At 46.4% G+C, this 19,784-nt stretch carries 9 protein-coding genes; 4 read left to right on the forward strand and 5 right to left on the reverse strand.

Annotation, left to right across the window (positions count from 1 at the left end; translation table 11 throughout):
• Positions 1-114: 114 nt before the first annotated feature.
• Positions 115-1,293: a glycosyltransferase family 4 protein gene (locus NDI48_07545; protein MEP0831062.1), complete on the forward strand. Its 1,179-nt coding sequence runs from the start codon at positions 115-117 to the stop codon at positions 1,291-1,293.
• Between the two features lie 487 nt (positions 1,294-1,780).
• Here the strand turns inward: NDI48_07545 and NDI48_07550 are convergent, their stop codons facing one another.
• The gene (locus tag NDI48_07550) at positions 1,781-3,313 is read right to left on the reverse strand and encodes a TM0106 family RecB-like putative nuclease (protein ID MEP0831063.1); all 1,533 of its coding nucleotides are present in this window, start codon (positions 3,311-3,313) and stop codon (positions 1,781-1,783) included.
• Positions 3,314-3,560: 247 nt separating this feature from the next.
• Here NDI48_07550 and NDI48_07555 point away from each other — a divergent pair, with 247 nt between their 5' ends.
• The 3 genes from NDI48_07555 (at position 3,561) to NDI48_07565 (ending at position 7,511) form a co-directional block, all read left to right on the forward strand.
• A complete protein-coding gene (locus tag NDI48_07555; protein ID MEP0831064.1) occupies positions 3,561-4,874 on the forward strand; it encodes a homoserine dehydrogenase in 1,314 nt (437 codons plus the stop codon).
• A 310-nt stretch (positions 4,875-5,184) separates the two neighbouring features.
• Positions 5,185-6,216, forward strand: coding sequence for a glycosyltransferase family 2 protein (locus NDI48_07560; GenBank protein MEP0831065.1), 1,032 nt, complete (start codon positions 5,185-5,187; stop codon positions 6,214-6,216).
• Between the two features lie 32 nt (positions 6,217-6,248).
• Positions 6,249-7,511 (forward strand): MFS transporter, encoded by a 1,263-nt coding sequence (locus NDI48_07565; protein ID MEP0831066.1) that lies wholly within the window; start codon positions 6,249-6,251, stop codon positions 7,509-7,511.
• Positions 7,512-7,726: 215 nt separating this feature from the next.
• Here NDI48_07565 and NDI48_07570 read toward each other — a convergent pair whose 3' ends face one another.
• The 4 genes from NDI48_07570 to NDI48_07585 all read right to left on the reverse strand — a co-directional run bounded on the left by NDI48_07570 (position 7,727) and on the right by NDI48_07585 (position 19,650).
• Positions 7,727-9,439 carry a serine/threonine protein kinase gene (locus NDI48_07570; GenBank protein ID MEP0831067.1) on the reverse strand — a complete coding sequence of 571 codons (1,713 nt, stop codon included), beginning with the start codon at positions 9,437-9,439 and terminating at the stop codon, positions 7,727-7,729.
• Between the two features lie 202 nt (positions 9,440-9,641).
• Positions 9,642-11,609: a response regulator gene (locus NDI48_07575; GenBank protein MEP0831068.1), complete on the reverse strand. Its 1,968-nt coding sequence runs from the start codon at positions 11,607-11,609 to the stop codon at positions 9,642-9,644.
• The gene (locus NDI48_07580) at positions 11,599-17,667 is read right to left on the reverse strand and encodes an AAA family ATPase (protein MEP0831069.1); all 6,069 of its coding nucleotides are present in this window, start codon (positions 17,665-17,667) and stop codon (positions 11,599-11,601) included. The genes NDI48_07575 and NDI48_07580 overlap by 11 nt, the downstream gene beginning before the upstream one ends.
• 375 nt (positions 17,668-18,042) lie before the next feature.
• Positions 18,043-19,650: a peptide ligase PGM1-related protein gene (locus tag NDI48_07585; protein ID MEP0831070.1), complete on the reverse strand. Its 1,608-nt coding sequence runs from the start codon at positions 19,648-19,650 to the stop codon at positions 18,043-18,045.
• Between the last annotated feature and the right edge of the window lie 134 nt (positions 19,651-19,784).

Genomic DNA, 19,784 nt, shown 5'->3' on the forward strand with positions numbered 1-19,784 from the left:
AATTATCTAAAGCTATAGAACCCGTCTCAGTGACGTACTCCAGTTTCCGAGCGCTTTTCAAGTCGGTTGCTCGCTTCTGCTGAGCTGAATTCATTTAATAGGATAGGTTGCAAGATGAAACTCTGTATTGTGACACATAATGTCATTCCCAATGATGGTCAGGGTCGGCTGAATTATGAGATTATCCGAGAAGCCAGTCAGCAGGGTCATCAGGTGACTGTGGTTTCGAGCCAATTAGCCCCAGAACTGCAACACAACAGCCAAGTTAACTGGATTTCAATTCCTGTCAAAGGGTTACCCACCCAACTTGTGCGCGAGGTGGTATTCTCTAGTCGCAGTGCGGATTGGTTACGTCAACATCGTAAAGAGTTTGACTTGGTGATCGCCAACGGCGCAGTCACTTCGGCGGCGGCAGATGTGAATATGGTATCGTTTGTGCATCGTGCGTGGCTCTCGTCTCCCTTCCATGTTTCGCGGGTTCGTCGAGATGTTTATGGTCTTTACCAATGGCTCTACACATTCTTAAATGCTCATTGGGAAAGAACAGCCTTTCGTCAAGCCAAAGTGGTTGTGGGAGTATCGCAGCGGGTTAAGAGAGAATTAGTCGAGACGGGTATCCCACCAACGCGCATTCGCGTCATTCCCTGTGGCGTTAATTTGCAGGAGTTTTCTCCAGGTTCGGCTAATCGCCGCCTATGGGGTCTACCGGAGGACGTACCCTTGGCTCTGTTTGCGGGAGACATCCGCCTCAATCGCAAGAACTTAGATACGGTTCTGCACGCTTTGGTGGATGTGCCTGATTTACACTTAGCCGTTGCAGGGGAAACAGAAGGTAGCCTCTATCCCGATATTGCGGCACAACTCGGATTAAGTCAGCGGGTGCATTTCCTGGGATTACAACCGAGCATCTCGGAACTCCTGCGAGCCGTTGATTTGTTTGTCTTTCCTTCACGGTACGAGCCTTTTGGTTTAGTTGTGCTGGAAGCGATGGCTACTGGCTTACCCGTCATTACCGCAATTACAACGGGTGCGGCTGAGGTTGTCACGCCCGACTCTGGAATTGTCTTGTCTGACTCAGAGGACGCGCAGACATTAGCACAGGCACTTTTGCACCTGACACGAGACCCAGTTCTGCGGTATCACATGGGTCATGCCGCTCGAACGGTAGCGCAGCAACATAGCTGGACAGCTATGGCTCACACCTACGTCAACTTATTTGAGGAGATAGCTAGTCGTAAGGCGCAGCTTTCTCCAAGTTGGTTGAAGTCTAATATTCCAGCGTTAGAGTTATAAATCTGAAGTGGATTGAGTGCAATTGGGTAGTTTTATGTCAATTAAAAGCCGACCTTTGATGGGTCGGCTCGAGTTTATCTGGAGAGTGTTTCTATCCCTATCGGCAAAAACTATCTCCGTTTATTTGGAATCAGCATGACGGGCACTTCCCCAAGCCGACGAAAGGGATATAGGCGTTCTAGGGCGAGTAGCAGAAAAACAATTAAAAATTGAACAGGCCACGGGGCTAGAGCAAACCCAAAAATTAAGCAGAGAATGGCACAGCCGGCCGCCAAAATGCGGGAAATTTCGTGAGAAGCTTTCAGTAATATTAAAAGGCTTCCGAAAGCCAGGATTAAAAGAAGGAAAAATAAAGGAAGCATATCAATAACCTAATGTAAATTTTCAGGAGACTTTGAGCAGTCTCTATGGCTGCGAAACCCAACCCTGATTGTAGGCTAACACTGATTGATAAGAAAAACTTGTGATTTAAATAAAAAATCCTAATTTATTCAGAAATCTTTGCATAACTTTTTGTAGAATTCTGAATAGAGTCTTGCATAAAATTCACGAGCCAGTTTTTGAGGTAATAAGTGGCACGACAGTCATCCTCGTTGTAGCGCAAAATAACATCAAGAACAGATCGATCGCTCGTCTCTAACCATTGATTGTACAAACAAACGCATTGGGAACCTGTAATCCCCGCATCACGCCACTCAAAGCCTATCCATCGAGCGAGGTGTTTGAGAGAATAGCTCTCCACGGGCAAGGTTGCTGTGTTCATTACATACCAATGCACATCCACAAACTGAGAGAGCAGCCGTTGCAGTTGAGGTTGTGGGGTTTGATAGAGCTTGGCTAAACGCTTAATTGTCTCAACTTCATAGTCAGAGAAATGGAAGATGGGAGCATCTGGGTAGAGCGATACCAAATCTAAAAATTGTTCCCAGATTAAAGCTTCATCACTGGGATATTTGGCAAATAAAGGATAAAACGTTTCAGTATCACTACGATAATCGATGACTAAAACACCTAGCAAATAGTCAAGATTCAGCTCTGGCTCTGCCTCAATATCAAAATAAAGTTCAACTGATGCTGTCGGTAAAGTTTCAGTGTGGGTGAAAAGCTGCGTTGTCTGGGTTTCTTCGCCGTTTCTTTGACGAAGAATCGCTCGATTCTGCACATTGGATTGCGCTTGTTGCACTAAATCCAACGCGACTTCGTTACCAACGACTGGTTCGAGTAAGCTAATGGTAGATTGGGCTAGAGATTCTACGGTGGTCACACCCAACACTTGCAAATCTCGATAACGACTGGGCGTTACCCCAGGTAAGAGAGAAATGTGCTGCTTGGCTTTGGCGATCGCATAACAACTGCTGTACCAGTGGCAAAGACTACATTTCTGACGAGAAATAAATACCTCTGGCTCCTGTTGCTGGAGCAATGTTTCGGTGCAATCTGAAACAACCTCTTGCATCAGTGGCACCCATCGTTCTAGACTCACGCTGTAGGCATCTTGGCGACGTAAAATCAACTGAGCCGTATTGGGTAAGACTCCTTGTACATCTGCTAACAAATGGGCTGTAAACGCTGCAACAATTTGATACTCTGGTTTGGGACGCTTACCGAGCTTAATCAGCGTAGGAACATACAGCCAATCCCCTAAATGCGATGACCCAGGCTGTTTGACCAATAAATCGGGACGGCTCAACAAGGTTATCCCTTGGGTTGTTTGCCTCAGTAGAACCCCTTGGGAAATTTGTTCTACCCCCTGCTGCATTAATTTCAATGTCGCCTGTGCCCCAGCTTCCCAATCTCCCCTGGGATACTTAGGGGACTGATGGGGTGAGGCATCAAAAATCGCTTGCCGATACGCCCAGCTATCCTGTCGCAGTTTTAGCAAAAAGTCCTGTTCTGGGTCTCGTTCGGCTGGGTCGCTGTAAACATCCAGAAATACCCGACGTTGGCAGCGTTTGTAATATAGGAGTAAATCGTCCGTGATCAGCATGGCTTCAAGCTCTGACGGCTCTGCCGGAACCATGACTGACACCAATTAGCTGGTTTAACAATAATTTGGGAATAACAAAACTGTTCCATTATAAATATCTTTTAAGGCAATGAGTGAGGCTAGGGAAGGTAGTTCTTCAACGATCAAGCCTTTAATGACAGGTTAACTGAATTTTTCATGATCGTTACATTCCCATTTATCCGTTCTCCAAACACGCTTCTGGGCATAGGATTTTCCTAAGATCAATTAAGCTGTAGGGTTAGGAGTCAAAGGAGCGATTGTGGGTTTTAAAGTTGGTTTGCTAGGCGTCGGAACCGTTGGCACGGGAACAGCACAGATTTTGCTCAATCCAGAGGGGCGTCAGCCGTTGTTGGAAGAGATTGAGATTCATCGGGTGGGGGTGCGATCGCTCGATAAGCCGAGAGAGGTTAAACTACCACCAGAATTGATCACCACGGACTTAGAATCCATTGTGACTGACCCAGCCGTGGATATTGTCGTTGAAGTACTGGGCGGCTTAGAACCGGCGCGATCGCTCATTCTCAAAGCCATTGCCCAAGGCAAGCATGTTGTTACCGCCAACAAAGCTGTGATTTCCCGCTATGGGGCTGAAATTTTTACAGCAGCGCAAGAGGCAGGAGTCTACGTTCTTTTAGAAGCGGCGGTTGGAGGCGGTATCCCCGTGATTCAACCTCTCAAGCAGTCTTTAGGCGTCAATCGCATCCAGAGCGTGATTGGTATTGTCAACGGTACAACGAATTACATTTTGACTCGGATGCAAACTGAAGGGGGTGAATTTGCCGACATCCTCGCTGATGCCCAGAGTTTGGGTTATGCCGAGGCTGACCCCACCGCTGATGTGGATGGCTTGGATGCAGCGGATAAGATTGCCATTCTCGCTTCTTTGGCCTTCGCTGGACGAATTAAACTCGAAGATGTCTACTGTGAAGGAATTCGCCAAATCAGTGCGGCGGATATTTCCTATGCCCAGAAACTGGGATTTGTGATTAAGTTGCTGGCGTTTGCCAAGCGAGAAGAATTAGCGGGAACGGTTATCCCAGAGGAGGAACTGCTTCAGGTACGAGTTCATCCAACATTACTCCCCAAAACGCATCCACTAGCCAGTATTAATGGAGTTTACAACGCAATTTTAGTAGAAGGCGATCCGATTGGGCAGGTGGTGTTTTCCGGGCCGGGTGCGGGTTCTGGGCCAACAGCGAGTGCTGTAGTGTCGGATATTTTGAATATTACCGCTGTTCTGAAAACAGCTGGAGAGTCTCACCGATTGCATCCTTTGTTGAGTTGTGCCCATCAACATTATTGTGCGATCGCGCCAATGTCGGAACTGGTTACCCGATTTTATGCCCGTTTCCTGACTAAAGACTGTCCTGGCGTTATTGGCCACTTAGGAACCAGCTTTGGTAATCATAATGTGAGTTTGGAGTCAATTGTGCAGACTGGATTTCGGGACGAGTTCGCGGAAATTGTCGTTGTCACTCACGATGTTCGTGAAGGAAATTTCCGCAAGGCTTTGGATGAAATTCGGACGTTAGAAGCTGTCGATAGCATTCCCAGCATTTTACGAGTGCTTTAGATGTTGCATTTGCTTTTTTTAGAACCGCAAGTATTGCCTCTCTTTTCTTTGAATTTTTCAGAGAATTCTTCTTTTGCATCTTTGAGCATTCAACTTACCGAATGCACCTGAAGAAAAAGTAGTGAGGCGGGTTTAGCCTTGAATCTCAAACGCCTGTGGACAAGTAACAGTCGACTGTCTTGGCAGAAGCAGGAAGTAAACGCCAGAGAGGTTTAGCTAATGTTGAACAACTTTGGGTAAGTTTTACAGAACAGTCTGTAACATTAGACCGTCACTCACTTAAACCCTGGCGCGAATTTTCCTATAAAGTATGAACCCTTCATTATTGTCTCAAAGCACTCAAGCCCCCAGAGATTCCGCCTTCAAGTCTCTCCCTGATGTATCCGTGGTCGTGCCAATTTACAATGAGGTGGAAAGTTTGCCTCACTTGATTGAGGCGATCGCATCCACACTTAGCCCCACAGAAATAAACTACGAACTCATCTGTGTGGATGATGGCTCTAAAGATGGCTCCGCTGAACTGCTTAAACAACTAGCCCTCACCCGTCCTCATTTACGTGCTGTCCTTCTGCGTCGCAATTACGGTCAAACCGCAGCCATGGCAGCCGGGTTTAAACATGCACGAGGTCGCACCATTGTTACCTTAGATGGTGACCTGCAAAATGACCCCGCTGACATTCCCATGCTCATTGCCAAGCTAGACGAAGGCTATGACTTAGTCACCGGCTGGCGCAAAAATCGCCAGGATGCAGCCTTAACTCGATTACTGCCGTCCAAAATTGCCAACTGGCTGATTCGACAAATTACTGGGGTACACGTTCATGACTACGGCTGTTCTCTCAAAGTCTACCGTGCAGAACTAATCGCCGATATGAACCTCTACGGTGAGTTGCACCGATTCTTACCCGCCTTGGCGTTTATCGAAGGAGCCAGAATTACCGAGTTACCCGTGCGCCACCATGCCCGCCGTCACGGTAGTAGTAAATATGGATTAGGGCGTACATTCCGGGTTGTGCTGGATTTATTCACGATTTATTTTATGAAAAAATTCCTGACGCGACCCATGCATGTTTTTGGGCTATTAGGAATTATTTCAACCGTGTTGGGAATAGGATTAGGCGTATATCTCACCATTCTCAAGTTGGGTTTTGGTGAAGACATCGGCAATCGACCGTTATTAATTTTGGCAGTCGTTTTGCTCTTAACCGGTATCCAACTGTTTTGTTTTGGTCTGTTGGGTGAGCTATTAATGCGAACTTATCACGAATCTCAAGGAAGACCAATCTATCGGGTGAGGGAAGTGGTCGAGTCTAATGTTACAGAATATAAAGAGGGAGATTAAACCCGCTTGACGTTTGCGGGAAAACCAGGTGTGTGAAAATTTTTAGTACCCTTGAACCGCAAGCCCGAAAAAACCTATTCTTTTTATTTGTTGCTGGTCTCCTGTTTTGGGCGAGTTTGGCTTGTTTACTGCCGACACTGCCCTTATATGTGGAAGATGTAGGTGGTACCAAGCAGCAAATTGGTGTGGTCATTGGTGCGTTTGCGATCGGGTTACTGCTGTTTCGTCCGTGGTTGGGCAAGTTATCGGATCGCCGCAGTCGCAAGCTAGTGCTGCTAATTGGTTATGTGGTAGTCGCCACCGCACCTTTAGGCTACTTATTTGCCAAATCAATTCCTCTGTTGTTTTTGCTTCGGGTGTTTCACGGCATTAGTATTGCGGCTTATACCACCGGTAGCAGCGCTCTCGTCGTGGACTTGTCGCCAGTGGAAAAGCGAGGGGAGGTGATTGGCTACATGAGTTTAACCAATCCCATTGGGATGGCGATCGGCCCTGCGATGGGCACCTTTCTCCAAGCCAGAATGGGCTACATGCCTTTGTTTCTGTTCTCATTCGCGATCGGATTGCTTGGTTTATTGGTGGCGTTCCAAGTTCAAGAACCTCGCCTGATTCACCCTTCTGGTGGGAAACTGAGCATGGATGCTCCGACTAACGCCTCGTCAGTGAAGCCTGATGACGATCAATTCTGGCAACTACTCGGCAGTCCTCGTCTGCGGATTCCTACCTTGGTTATGCTGCTGACCGGTTTAGTCTTTGGGGCACTCGCCACGTTTGTGGCGCTGTATATTCGAGAAGCCAAGATTGATTTTGATGCGGGATGGTTTTATACCGCCGCTGCCATATCCAGTTTTTGCAGTCGCTTTTTCACAGGACAGGCGAGCGATCGCTATGGTCGAGGATTATTTATCACAGTAAGTTTAGTCTTCTATAGCCTGTCGATGCTGATACTTTCCCAAGCACAGAGTCCAGTTTCCTTTTTGCTGGCGGGTTTTTTAGAGGGGGTGGCGAGTGGAACCTTGATCCCCAGTATGATTGCCCTGATTTCTGACCGTTCTCATGCCCATGAACGCGGACGAGTTTTCTCCTTATGTCTGGGTGGGCTAGATATGGGGATTGCGATCGCAGGGCCAGTTCTGGGTACGTTTGCCCAACAGATAGGCTATCAAGGTATCTTTGCCCTCACCTGCGGTATAGCTCTCCTCGCTCTGCTTATTTTCATGACCCAGAACAGTAAGGATTTACGCCATTCTCTCCGGTTTGCTACGGGGCGCGATCGGGATATTTACGCTTTATAGCAAAAGGCAGAAGGTAGAAGGCAGAGGGGAGAAGGCTTTTATGTTTATTACTGGTATAGCAGTCGCCAAGGCAATTAGGACTCTCGCCAAATCGTGAAACCTTGACCCGTCAATATGCATCCCTTCTGTCCTCACTCTCATCTCCGGTCTGCCCTGTGCCTCCTCACTAAAGCTCCGGTGCCTTTTGCTATACTCAAATTTTGCCGTGAACGACTTCAACGCCAACCGAACCAACGCAGGATAGGCACAAGGATGTAATAACTCACTCCCACCCAGAAGGCTAGGATAACTCCCCAGAGGCCAAAAAAAGCAATGGTATCGATGAACTTATCAGAGTGAGAGAAGATATCAATCACAGAGGCCGCATTTAATACGTTTAACCAGACTAAACCCCCAAATAGGGTACCTGTACCCAAGGCTGCAACGAAGGCGTGAACGAGGTAATGGCTGGGTAATCCCAACCCTAAAACTAAAGGCACAACCCCAACCGCGGTCACCAATCCTAACAAGCGTTCTGGTAGTGCAACAGTGCCACTGGCTTGCCAAATAAACCAAGTTATGGTAAAGCCGAAAATTCCCGTAATCCCAGATACGATAAAGCGTCGCTCTTGACCAAAGCCCCCCGCAAGGGTCAACCCCCAGGCAGTAGACCATCCTGCGATCGCAAACATCAACATTCCTCGCCATTCTGTAATTTGCAGTTGGGGAAAGAGAAGCCACTGTTGGGACGCCATCCAATTGGCTAAGTGATCATCTACGAGAGTTCCATGGATCAAAGCCAACCCAAGGGCAGCACCCGTAGTAGCACCCAGTCCTCCTAACACCATCTCCAAGGTAGTGTCCAGACAGGCGAAAACGATGCCAGTGACCACACCAAACACAAAACGCACGAGGCTGATCGCGCCTTGACCGAATGCCCCAAGCACACTTTCCGCTACCGCCAGTGCCTGATCCAGGGTCGTGGTAATGATATCCGACAAGGGCACCGTGGGTCGTGAAGTGGGCGGCCTCCTCATGGGAGAACTCCAATCCAAACGCCGCTGAATCTCAGCCGCCGTAGCTGGGCGTTGTTGGGGGTCGAGGCGTACCATGTCATCGAGTAAGCCAGCCAGAGCAGGGGTTACGACCGCTTGAGAGCGCCAGCGCAAATCTCCCGTCTCCGGGTCTTGCAAATCCTCCAATTCCTGACCCGTGAGCAACTGAATCATCGTCCGACCTAGGGCGTAGAAATCCGCCGTTGGCCCGACCGCTTCCCCTGTAATCTGCTCCGGTGGACTGTAGCCGGGAGAAACCAAACGTGTCGAAACCCTCTGAGAACCCAGCGACATCGAGCCGAATTGTTTCGCACCCCCAAAATCAATCGCCACTAACTGACCCGTTCCCTCGCGCAGCATCAAGTTTGAGGGTTTGATATCCCGATGAATAATTCCAGAACGGTGCAACTCTCCTAAAATCTCCACAGATTGGTCAAGCCAATCCCGCACGACTTGCTCCGAACACCCCTGAGGATGGTCGTTGAAAACATCCTGCAATGTCTGACCGTTGATTTTTTCCATGACCAAGCAGGAGAGTAAGCGCTCTGGGGGATACCCCAGTCTCACCGTAAAGTAGCTATCTTGCTCAACCCTGGGGACACCCGGATGCTTCAGGCGTTGTAAAACCGATGCCTCTTGCTCAAATAGCTGTAATGCCTTGGGGGAAGTTTCCACCAAAACCTTCAACACCTGCTCCTTGTTGCGCCCCAGATCCCAGATGGTGTAGATGGCGGCAAAACCTCCCGTCCCCAACTTCTGGAGAGGAATATAGCGATTATTCAATAGCAGAGCCGCTCCACAGCCATTACAAAACTTATTCCCCCAAGGTTGCGGATAAGGGCGGGGACAATCGGGGTTAATGCAGTGAACCGCCTGGGCAACAGACTGATGCACAACGACCTAGATACACAGTGCCCCTCGATTCTACACAACAAGGAAGGGGGAATGAAGGTTATCGGTGTTTCTCCCATCCTCCCATCCTCACGCTTAGCTCCGGTCCCCCTCCTCCCACTCCCATCCTCACGCTTAGCTCCGGTCCCCCTCCCATCCTCCCACTCCTTCCACCTCGCGGGTGGGAAACTTTCGCCGCCTTGCACTAGTGAGTGCTGAGAACGGTTTGTAGATTTTTCAACAATTCATTTGAGGTGTAGGGTTTGGGCAAAAAAGTTTTGACGCAACTCCCAACGAATTCAACCATCTTATGGTTTGATACCAATCCGCTGACACCAATAATCTTGACCTGCGGATTAATTTTTTGTAACACCCGAATGGTTGTTGGCCCATCCATCGACGGCATCATCATATCAATCAAAACTGCCCGGACTTCCTCCTTATGTTCCGTATACAGGGCGAGAGCTTCAATCCCATCACTCGCATCTAAAACTCTGTAGCCATTGGCTTCCAGCAAGGTTTTACTAACTTCACGAATAGATTTTTCGTCATCCACCAACAGAATTAATTCCCCATGTCCTGCCAGTAATTCATGAGGCTCGGCTTGAGTTCCATCGATTTCGCTGCTTTGTGTAACCGGGAAGTACACCTTAAACTCGGTTCCTGTTCCGACTTCGCTATAGACGTTCACAAAACCACCGTGGCTTTTGATAATGCCGATCGCGGTTGAAAGACCCAGTCCTGTTCCTTTACCCAGCTCTTTGGTAGTGAAAAAAGGCTCAAAAATTTTATCGATGATTTCTTTAGAAATACCACTTCCTGTATCCGATACCGTAATTACCACATAAGGCCCAACCTTAGCATCCAAATTGATGCGGGCATAGTTCTCATCAACCCATAAATTTGTCGCCGCAATCTTCAAAATCCCCCCTTCCGACATGGCATCACGCGCATTAACGCAGAGGTTCATGAGTACCTGATGCAGTTGGGTCGCTTCTCCCCGAATCGTCCAAAGATTTTGCGCGGGTAAATCGGTGTGAATCTCAATTGCTCTGGAAAAGGTTTGTTTAACAATCTGCTCAATTTCTGAAATTAATTTCTCCACCTTTAATGTGCTGCGCCGACCTTCGAGTCCGCGTGAAAACAACAGGACTTGCTTCACCAAATCTGCCCCACGTCGAACATTGGTTTCCATGATGGAAAGCCACTCTAGGCTCTGCTCATCATGAAGTTTAGCTTCCAATAGTTGAACGGTCATCATAATCGGGGTCAGTGCATTGTTGAGGTCGTGGGCAATACCGCTGGCCAAGGTTCCCAGACTCTCCATGCGCTGAGCTCGGAGAAACTGCGCTTCGAGTTGTTTTTTCTCGGTAATGTCAGTGTTGACGGTGAGGATAGATTTGGGTAGCCCCTGTTCATCACAGACTAAAGTCCAGCGCGTCGTCACGACAATTTCCTTCCCTTGTTTGGTGACATGACGTAACTCACCCTGCCAAGAGCCACACTCAGCCAGAAGTTGCGGTGGGTCTTCTATATCACATAAGGCTTCCCGATACAAGAGTTTCAGGGCATTTTTTCCGATCGCTTCTTCGGCTGTCCAACCATACACCTGTTCCGCCCCTTTGTTCCAAAATAGAATTTGGTTATCCAAGTCTTGAACGAGAATCGCATCCGTGGTGATATCGAGCAAGGCGGCTTGTTCGCGGATTTTTTGTTCAGAGAGATGGCGTTGCTGGATTTCTTGTTCCAGACGCTGATTTTGTTCTTGGAGGGTTTTCGTCAGCTTACGTAGGCGTAACTGGAGCTGGACACGCGCTAAAACCTCTTCATGCTGAAGCGGTTTGGTAATGTAATCCACCGCACCCAGATTTAACCCTTTAACCTTATCCGTCGTCTCCGATAGCGCCGTCATGAAAATCACAGGGATGTCCTTGGTGAGTTCATTGGCTTTCAAACGGCGGCAGGTTTCAAACCCGTCCATTTCTGGCATGAGTACATCCAATAAAATGAGGTCGGGTGGGGCATATTCAGCCCGCTCAAGCGCACTTGCGCCATCTTCAGCAATCAAAACCTTAAACCCGGCAAGACCTAAGAAATCAAACAGCATTTCTAAATTGGTGGGCGTGTCATCCACGATGAGAATGACACCTTGATTCGTTGGATCAGCACTCATTTTGCCTCTTCATATTCTTTAATAATTCGAGGATTTGTTTTCCTTTAAAACTTTTGGCAAGTTGACGCAGATGGGTGGCTAACGGCAGCCATTGGGGGTCTAATGCCTCAAGCTGTGAGGCTTGTTCCATAATGCCTCTAAGGTCACCCATCATGGCCAGATCGAATAAGATTTCCAGCTCCTGTGCTGGCAACGGGATGAATTCCGGGCCAGTAAGCTGCTTGTTGCCATTGAGCAGTTGCTCTTGACCCATGACGGCTGACTCCTGTAAGAGCGACACCTGCGTCGCTCCTACTCCTGACGTCTCATAAACCCATTCCAGCCCCAAGTAACCTCGTAATTTTTCTAAAAGATCTGCCTCTCGGACGGGTTTGGGGAGAAAATCATCACAACCGACTTCCCGACTTTGTTGGCGATCGAAGTCAAACACGCTAGCTGAGATGGCAATCACGACAACTCCCTCCAACTCCGGCAATAGCCGGATGCGACGGGTGGTTTCAAAGCCGTCCAGTACGGGCATGACTAAATCCATAAATATTAAATCGGGCTTAAACTCACGCGCTTGGGCAAGACACTCTAAGCCATTCGGTACTTCTAGCACTTCAAACCCCAAAGGCTCTAGCAGATTGATCAGGACAGAGCGATTCGTCCACTTGTCATCTACCACCAGAACTTTCCGTTTGGAGCCTTTGAAGCCAATAATATGGCGTTCATCTACCTTGGCAATATCCGCTCCTTGGTCAACTTCAGGCAAATCCAAATCCAACCAGAAAACGCTTCCTTCTCCTAGGGTACTCTTTACCTCCAGTGACGCACCCATCATCTCAACGAATTGACGGCTGATTGCCAGTCCCAAGCCGGTTCCTTCGGTTTCGCGGCTGTGTTCGCCTACTTGCTGGAAGGGTAAAAAGATTTCTTCTAATTGATTGGGTGCAATGCCAATCCCTGTGTCTTCCACCTGAACTCGGAGTTTCCCCTGCTGATAGCCGACTTTGAACGTTACACGACCCTTTTGTGTAAACTTAACGGCATTACCGAGTAAGTTAATCAAAACTTGCCGCAGTCGTTTCTCATCGGCTCTAATGGCTTTGGGCAGTGGAGTCAAGGTTTCGTAAACCAACACAAGACCCTTTTGTTCGGCACGAATTCGACAAATTTCCGCAATGCCTTCCAGAAATTCAGAGAGAGCAAAATCTTTCGGGTAAAGCTCCATTTTCCGGGCTTCGATTTTAGAGAGGTCTAAAATATCGTTAATCAGCGTCAGCAGGTGTTCACCGCACTGATGAATAATCCCAATCCCATTTTTTTGCCGATCGCTTAATGTTTTGTCTTTTTTAAAGATTTGGGTGTAACCTAAAATGCCATTGAGCGGGGTACGGAGTTCGTGGCTCATGTTCGCGAGGAATTCGCTCTTGGCTCGGTTTGCTGCGTCGGCGGCTTGTTCGGCTCGTTGGCGTTCACGAATTTCCTGGTGCAGATGCAAGTTTTTATCTTGTAACTCTAGCGTTCGCTCTTTGACTTTTGTTTCCAGGGTTCGGCTGTAGTCCGCTAATTGCTCGTGAGATTGTTTCAGGTTAGTGTTAGCATCTTCTAAATCCTGATAGAGACGAGCATTTTCAATGGAGATGGCGGCTTGAGAGGATAACAATTGTAAAACTTCCAATCGCTCTGGCGTAAAGGCACCTGTCGTCAGATTATTTTCTAAATAAAGAATGCCAATGAGTTTTCCTTGGTAAACAATCGGTGTACATAAAATAGATTTAGGTTGATGCTGAACGATGTAGGAATCGGTGCTAAATAATCCTTCCTCAGTGGCATCGTTGAGTACAACATATTCCTGTGTTCTAGCGACATAATTGATGACGGATAGAGGCAGTTGCTGACTGGTTTCTACAGGCATCGATTGCTCTACGGTTACCTCTTGTTGCTCCACTCTTCCTGAGGCTTCAATCAGTAACTGGTTGGCCTTTTCTAAAATCAAAAATCCTGTTTCTGCCCCCGCATTTTCGATGACAATTTGCATCAATTTGGTCAATAACTGACCGAGTACAATCTCGCCGGAAAGGGCTTGAGAGGCTTTGATAACAGTGGCTAAATCCAACATGCCAGAACTTCCTTGAGTTGTAGCACTGATGGTTCGATTCACTTCTATATTGGTGTTTTTTGGGTTCGGTGTTCGGGAAAAAAGTTGAGGGTATTGAATTTCTAACTCTCTCCGTTTAAGTGTGGCTCCCCAGCTCACATAGGCGTAGTAAGATTGGGTGAGATAGTCAATCGCCATTTTTTCTCGATTTCGCGAGAAATAAAATTTGGCGGCGAGTTCACTTGCGAGTGCTTCTTCCTGGAGGAAGCCCTGTTTTCTTGCCCCAGCGATCGCGCGATCATAAAACTCCATGGCATCTAAAGGTTGCCCCAAAAAACGTGTCTTTTCCGCTTCTACTAAGTCATACTTATGTTGATAGTTGTCTGGAGCATGAAACGCCCATTTTTTCAGGGTTTCCTGATTCAGGCTAACTTGCAATAGAGCAGTTTTTTGGTCGCTTTCCGGAAGGCTGGCAGCCTGAGCGAGGAGTGCCAATGAATAATAGAAATTATGTTGACCATTAATCATCATTCCCAGCACGCCGCCTGTATGTTTTAATGCTGCTGAGGCATGGGCAACGGACTGAGCGTAATCTTGGGAAAAATAACAGAAAATTGCGTTAGCGAGATAACCTGCAAAAATACACATATGATTATTGATGGCAATTAGACGTTGCAGGTTTTCCGCGTCAGTTACCATCTCGTTATGTAGACTGTATCGTTCCTCAGCTTTATCTAAGAGTTTTAATCCCAAGCGCCGCCATACATTCAGGTAGTCACTTTCTAAGGTTTGTTTCCGTTTCAGCAGACATTCAAAATATTGAGCCTGCTTTTGGGACACCACTTCCAGGGATTCCCCGCTAAACAATAAGTGGTCACAATAGTAAAATGTATTGTAGCCAGCCCAAGCCATATCTCCAGTTTCCAAGGCACTTTGAATGGCCTCTTGCAAAGGCGCTAACGTTACCTTAAAATGCTCTTTCCAAACACTGGCATGAGGATAAAATAGACCATATATTTTGGCTTTAAGTTCTTTGGCATTAAATTGCTCTAACAATCTTAAACCCAGCCGTCCAGAGTGATAAGCCGCATCTATCTCTCCTACACCCGATAGGTAAACCGCATAAAGGGCATAGGCAAAAGCGGATTGGGGGGAATGACCATATTCAATCGAGAGATTAACCTGAGTTAAAAGAATCGGCAAGAAAATGGGATTATTGCTCATATAAGCTGCCGGTGCAAGACTCATCAAAAGATGCAAAGCCGCTAATTTATAGGGATCTGTCATCACCGGAAAGTCTTCTAAATCCTCAAGCTGAGGCAAAGTAGGCACGACTCCACCTTCGTTAGGCGTGGGAGATAAAGAAACACCTAGCATCTGGAGTACTTGCACACCAGTTTCTATAGCTTTTAGCATCTGGTTTTGTGCAATATAAAACTGGATGTTTAGTGCATACACCTTCATTTGATCGAGCAAATTCGTGGCTTTTTGCAGTACAATTTCTGCGAGTTCACCAGCTTGTTCAAAGTTAGTATTAAGGTATTGTGCTTCCACCGCTTCTACATACAGATTGAGTGTCAGCTCGTAGTGATGAATCCAGCTATCTTCGCTCAGGAGTTCTAGACCTAGCGATAAATATTTCACCGCTGTTTCATAAGCTGTTGCTGATTTCGCTTTTTTCCCGGCTATCCAATTTAATCTTGCTAGTTCATCTTTTTGGGATTGCTGTAGAATTAACTCAGAACCAACATTTAGCTGGTTGACAATTTCAAATATATTTTCCTCAAGCTCTGTCTCCGAGGTATGTTTGAGTAACAATTCACCAATTTTCAGGTGAGTCTTTTTTTTCTCTTCTATGGGAATAATGGAATAAGCCGCTTGCTGTACTCGGTCATGAAGAAATTTGTAAGAAATTTGCAATTGAGACATGGGAATAATTGATTGTTCCTGTTCCATATCCCAATCCCCAACGAGAGGAATTTTGTAAGATTGACTCTGAGGTAAAACGAGGCCAACTTTCAACGATTCCCACAAATTTTGTGCGGTTTCGGATAAAGATTTTTCATTAACAATGCTCAGAACGTCTAAAGTAAACTTATCTCCAATACAGGCGGCTAATTTTAAAATATCCTGAGTTGTTGGTGATAGCTTTTGAATCTGGTTGACCATCAATTCCACAACATTATCAGTGATATCGATGCCTCGTAGAAGGTCAATATTCCACTGCCAAGTTCCTTTGCTGAAATTAAAAGTAAATAGGTTGTCCTGATACAGGGATTTGAGCAACTGAGTTAAGAAAAATGGATTTCCTTGAGTTTTGTTAAACACTAACTCAGCCAGAGGTTTAGAATTTTTCTCATTACTACGGAGAGTCTCACCCACTAATTGAATGACATGATTGAGGTGCAAAGGTTGTAGAACAATGTTATTAATAGTTGCACCAATGGCATTAATTTCCTCTAACGTCAAAATCAATGGATGAGTGGCATTGACTTCGTTATCTCGATACGCCCCAATGAGTAATAAATAGCGGCTATCCCGGTCACTCATGAGCAGGTCAATAAACTTCAGAGAGGCTGAATCCGCCCACTGTAAATCATCTAGGAAGAGTACTAAAGGATGTTCTTGGGTGGTAAATACATGAAGAAATTGTTGAAAGATTCGATTAAATCGGTTTTGTGATTCAGTCGGTCCCAATTGAGGAATCGCTGGTTGAGAACCAACCACCCGCTCCACTTCAGGAATCACATCAATGATGACTTGAGCATTAGTACCTAATGCTTCTAATAGTTTTGTTCTCCAAATCGCTAGATTTTCAGCATTTTCTGTGAGCAATTGCCGCATTAATTCCTGAAAAGCTTGAATCAAAGAAGCATAAGGAATATTCCGCTTAAATTGGTCAAATTTACCGGAAATAAAGTAACCCTGTTGGCGTACCATTGGTTTATGAACTTCATTCACTAATGAAGACTTGCCAATCCCAGAGTAACCGCTAACTAAAATCATTTCTGTTGCCCCCAGACTCACTCGGTCAAAGGCATCCATAAGAAAGGTGACTTCTTGGTCGCGACCATAAAGTTTTTGTGGGATGAGAAATTGGCTGTATAAATCTAGCTGACCCACATCGAAGGAGGAAATCTGACCCGACTCCTCTAGCATCTTCAGACAAGTTTCCAGGTCAGCCTTTAATCCCAAGGCAGTTTGATATCGTTCTTCAGCGGTTTTCGCTAATAATTTCATCACAATATCGGAAACAGGTTGGGGAATTTCTGGATTGACTTCTCTAGGAGATATGGGTGTTCTTGCAATATGGCAATGAACCAATTCCAATGGCTCGGTCGATTGAAAAGGTAGCTGTCCCGTCAGCATTTCATAGAACGTAATGCCTAAAGAATAAAAGTCCGTTCGATAATCAATGGAGCGGTTCATCCTCCCAGTTTGCTCTGGAGACATGTAGGCGAGGGTACCTTCAATCAAATCAGGATTACCAACGATCTGATTTTCAACGGATAAGCACGATGAAATACTAAAATCAATGATTTTTACTTGATGGGTTTTAGGGTTGATTAGGATATTGTAGGGCTTAATATCTTTATGAATAATATTCTCTCGATGCACCTGCTCAAGAATTGAAACAAGCTGAAGAGTAATTGGTAATAAATAGGTTAATTCCAATTTTCGGTTGATGAGATTTTTTTTTAGAGTTTCTCCCCCAAAATCTGATAAAACCAATGCCAACCCGTTTTTATATCTTTCCAACGATAAGGGTTTAACAATTCCTTCTATTTGCAAAGATTGAAGAATTTTATACTCATGTTTTAACCGAGATATCTGTTCTAAAGTGGGATACTCAGCTTTGATTGTTTTAATAATTACTGAGAATGATTCTATCTCTTTCGTCGCACGATAAACACGGGTGGTGGAACCGTCATAAATGACTTCAATTAGGTTGTAACCGGCAATGGTTAAGCTCATTTTCGTCCTCTCAAGAGAATTAATATTGATTACTATCTCTACCGATTAGGTAAGCCGCTAAACTTGGCAATAATTTAACCCAATCATGGGCTCTTCGATACGGGATACAACAAAACAGCGAATTTAGTATCTACTCAGAGCTAGAGCAGATATAGCCAGTTTAAATAATTCGTAAAAATTTTCTTCTCTTTCTCTGTGTTTTCTCTGTCTGGAGTGGGGCGCTTCGGCAAGCCGCTACACGTCTACGTTATTATTTACAACTCAAATAGACTGGCTATCAAACCGTAGCTTCAACGTATCGGAGTGCCAGGAAACTACCGCTTATGTGCACAGTCTATTATTGAACGCACCCCCCAATTTTATGACAGAAAAACTCTAGCTAGCCCCCCAAGCAATAGGAGGGCTGGGATAGGAAGGAGACTTGGCAGAATTGAGGTTTGGCTTAGTTTCTTCATCCAAAACCTTGACCACCTGGTTATATAAATCTTCTGCCTGTTGTAGAGAATCCCCGATACTGGTTACTCCCAGCTTACCAAACTCGGAGAGTGATCCCATTAAGTGAAACACGTTCCCGGTTTTGGTACTACTATCAAAGTGCAGGCGGTGATGGGCAATAATATCCATTAAGTCTTGGGGCATTAATCCTCGATAGCGCTCTTTTTGTAAATTGTCTGTGGCAATATAGTACTTCTCGCGACCCTCTTGGCTGTAAAATAAACCCGTAGATTGGTCGTAGCGACCATTGGTCAAAAACTTAAGGCTCATAAACGGATGAGTGGTGCCGCCTTTGCGTAAGTTGATTTCAATCGCCTGCAAATCCCATTTGGCACCGGGACTATCAGGCTGATGAACGGCAACAAAATCAACTCCGTAGCGCTCAATCGCTCCCTTGTTCGCCAAAACCCGACCCACACGCAGCCCCATCTCTTGCAAGCGCAGGCGATACGCTTCATCCCCAGGAAACTTGCAACCCAAATAGATTTGACCGTCTGGGCCACCTAAAATCTGATCGTGGGTTGAGAGGATCTGAACTTCCCCATTGGGACTGATATAGCCCTGGACACTGGGCGATCGCTTTTCTTCCCCCTCAATAAATGCCTCAACAATCGCCCCCAACTCTGGAATGCGGCTGGAAAAATTCTCCCACGTCTCATTCTTCGCTTGAAAGCTCAAGGATTCCATGCGCTCATGAAGTGTTGCCACTCGTTCGGCATGGGAGGCTTTGTCCGGAGCCACCTCTGGTATTTTTCTCAAGTCAAGGATGGCATTCCCCTCTCCGGAAAAGCCTTCATTGAGTTTAACCACGATCCGCTTTAGGGACGGTTGACGTTCCCACAACTCGGCAGCCGCTTCCACGAGATCATTCACGGTTTGCATAATCTCGCTGCCGTCGGGATAAGCCACACCACTTTCGGCAAAAATTTCCCGACTGCCGCTTTTTGTACCCCAATACAGCAAGTCTGGATCTGGGGCTAACAGTGGAATCCCCACTTTTACCGATAACTCTCGCTCTAGTTCCGATGAGTTATAACAAACCATGTACGACTTCTGAGGGCGAAGTGCTTGGCGAATCCGCTCAATTAACCGGGGACGCTCTAAAATCTTTTGGCTCAGGGGTTTGGAAGAGCCATCATAGGTCGAAAGCAGCAGCAAGCGATCGCGCGCATGGGAGAAAGGAATTCCCGGCAATAGCTGCAAATAATAATCAATGATAATCGGCGACAGAGGTATAGCCGTAATGTAAATTAACCGCGTGCGCGGATTGCGTAGACGAATCAAAGAAAACAACAGCCGTTCTTCGTAGTGCAGACAGCCCTCAATCTTCTTGAGTTCTCGCTGATCCATACTGACGGAAGGTACCACCAAGATATCGTGGTCGTCTTGGTCCAATAACTCAACGCTATCCCAGCGCTCACGCAACTGATTCTGAAGATGCCGAAACTGCTCTGCACATGCAGAGGAAGAAGAATTTAAAGTTTGCATTACCCCAACCCCGCCTTAATCCGGATAAATGCAATCTTAACGGTTACCGGGGAACCCGTTAACAAATCGCAATCAAGTTATACTTCATCGGGTCGACAAACAAAGGGGGCTGCTTGCGGTATTCACGCCAATAT

Source organism: Microcoleus sp. AS-A8 (genome assembly GCA_039962225.1).
Lineage (GTDB): Bacteria > Cyanobacteriota > Cyanobacteriia > Cyanobacteriales > Coleofasciculaceae > Allocoleopsis.

Excerpts from the sequence above, each read along its gene's own strand:
- NDI48_07580 (MEP0831069.1), bottom strand. The coding sequence starts at position 17,667 with ATGAGCTTAACCATTGCCGGTTACAACCTAATTGAAGTCATTTATGAC.
- NDI48_07560 (MEP0831065.1), top strand. The coding sequence starts at position 5,185 with ATGAACCCTTCATTATTGTCTCAAAGCACTCAAGCCCCCAGAGATTCC.
- NDI48_07585 (MEP0831070.1), bottom strand. The coding sequence starts at position 19,650 with ATGCAAACTTTAAATTCTTCTTCCTCTGCATGTGCAGAGCAGTTTCGG.
- NDI48_07545 (MEP0831062.1), top strand. The coding sequence starts at position 115 with ATGAAACTCTGTATTGTGACACATAATGTCATTCCCAATGATGGTCAG.
- NDI48_07550 (MEP0831063.1), bottom strand. The coding sequence starts at position 3,313 with ATGGTTCCGGCAGAGCCGTCAGAGCTTGAAGCCATGCTGATCACGGAC.
- NDI48_07575 (MEP0831068.1), bottom strand. The coding sequence starts at position 11,609 with ATGAGTGCTGATCCAACGAATCAAGGTGTCATTCTCATCGTGGATGAC.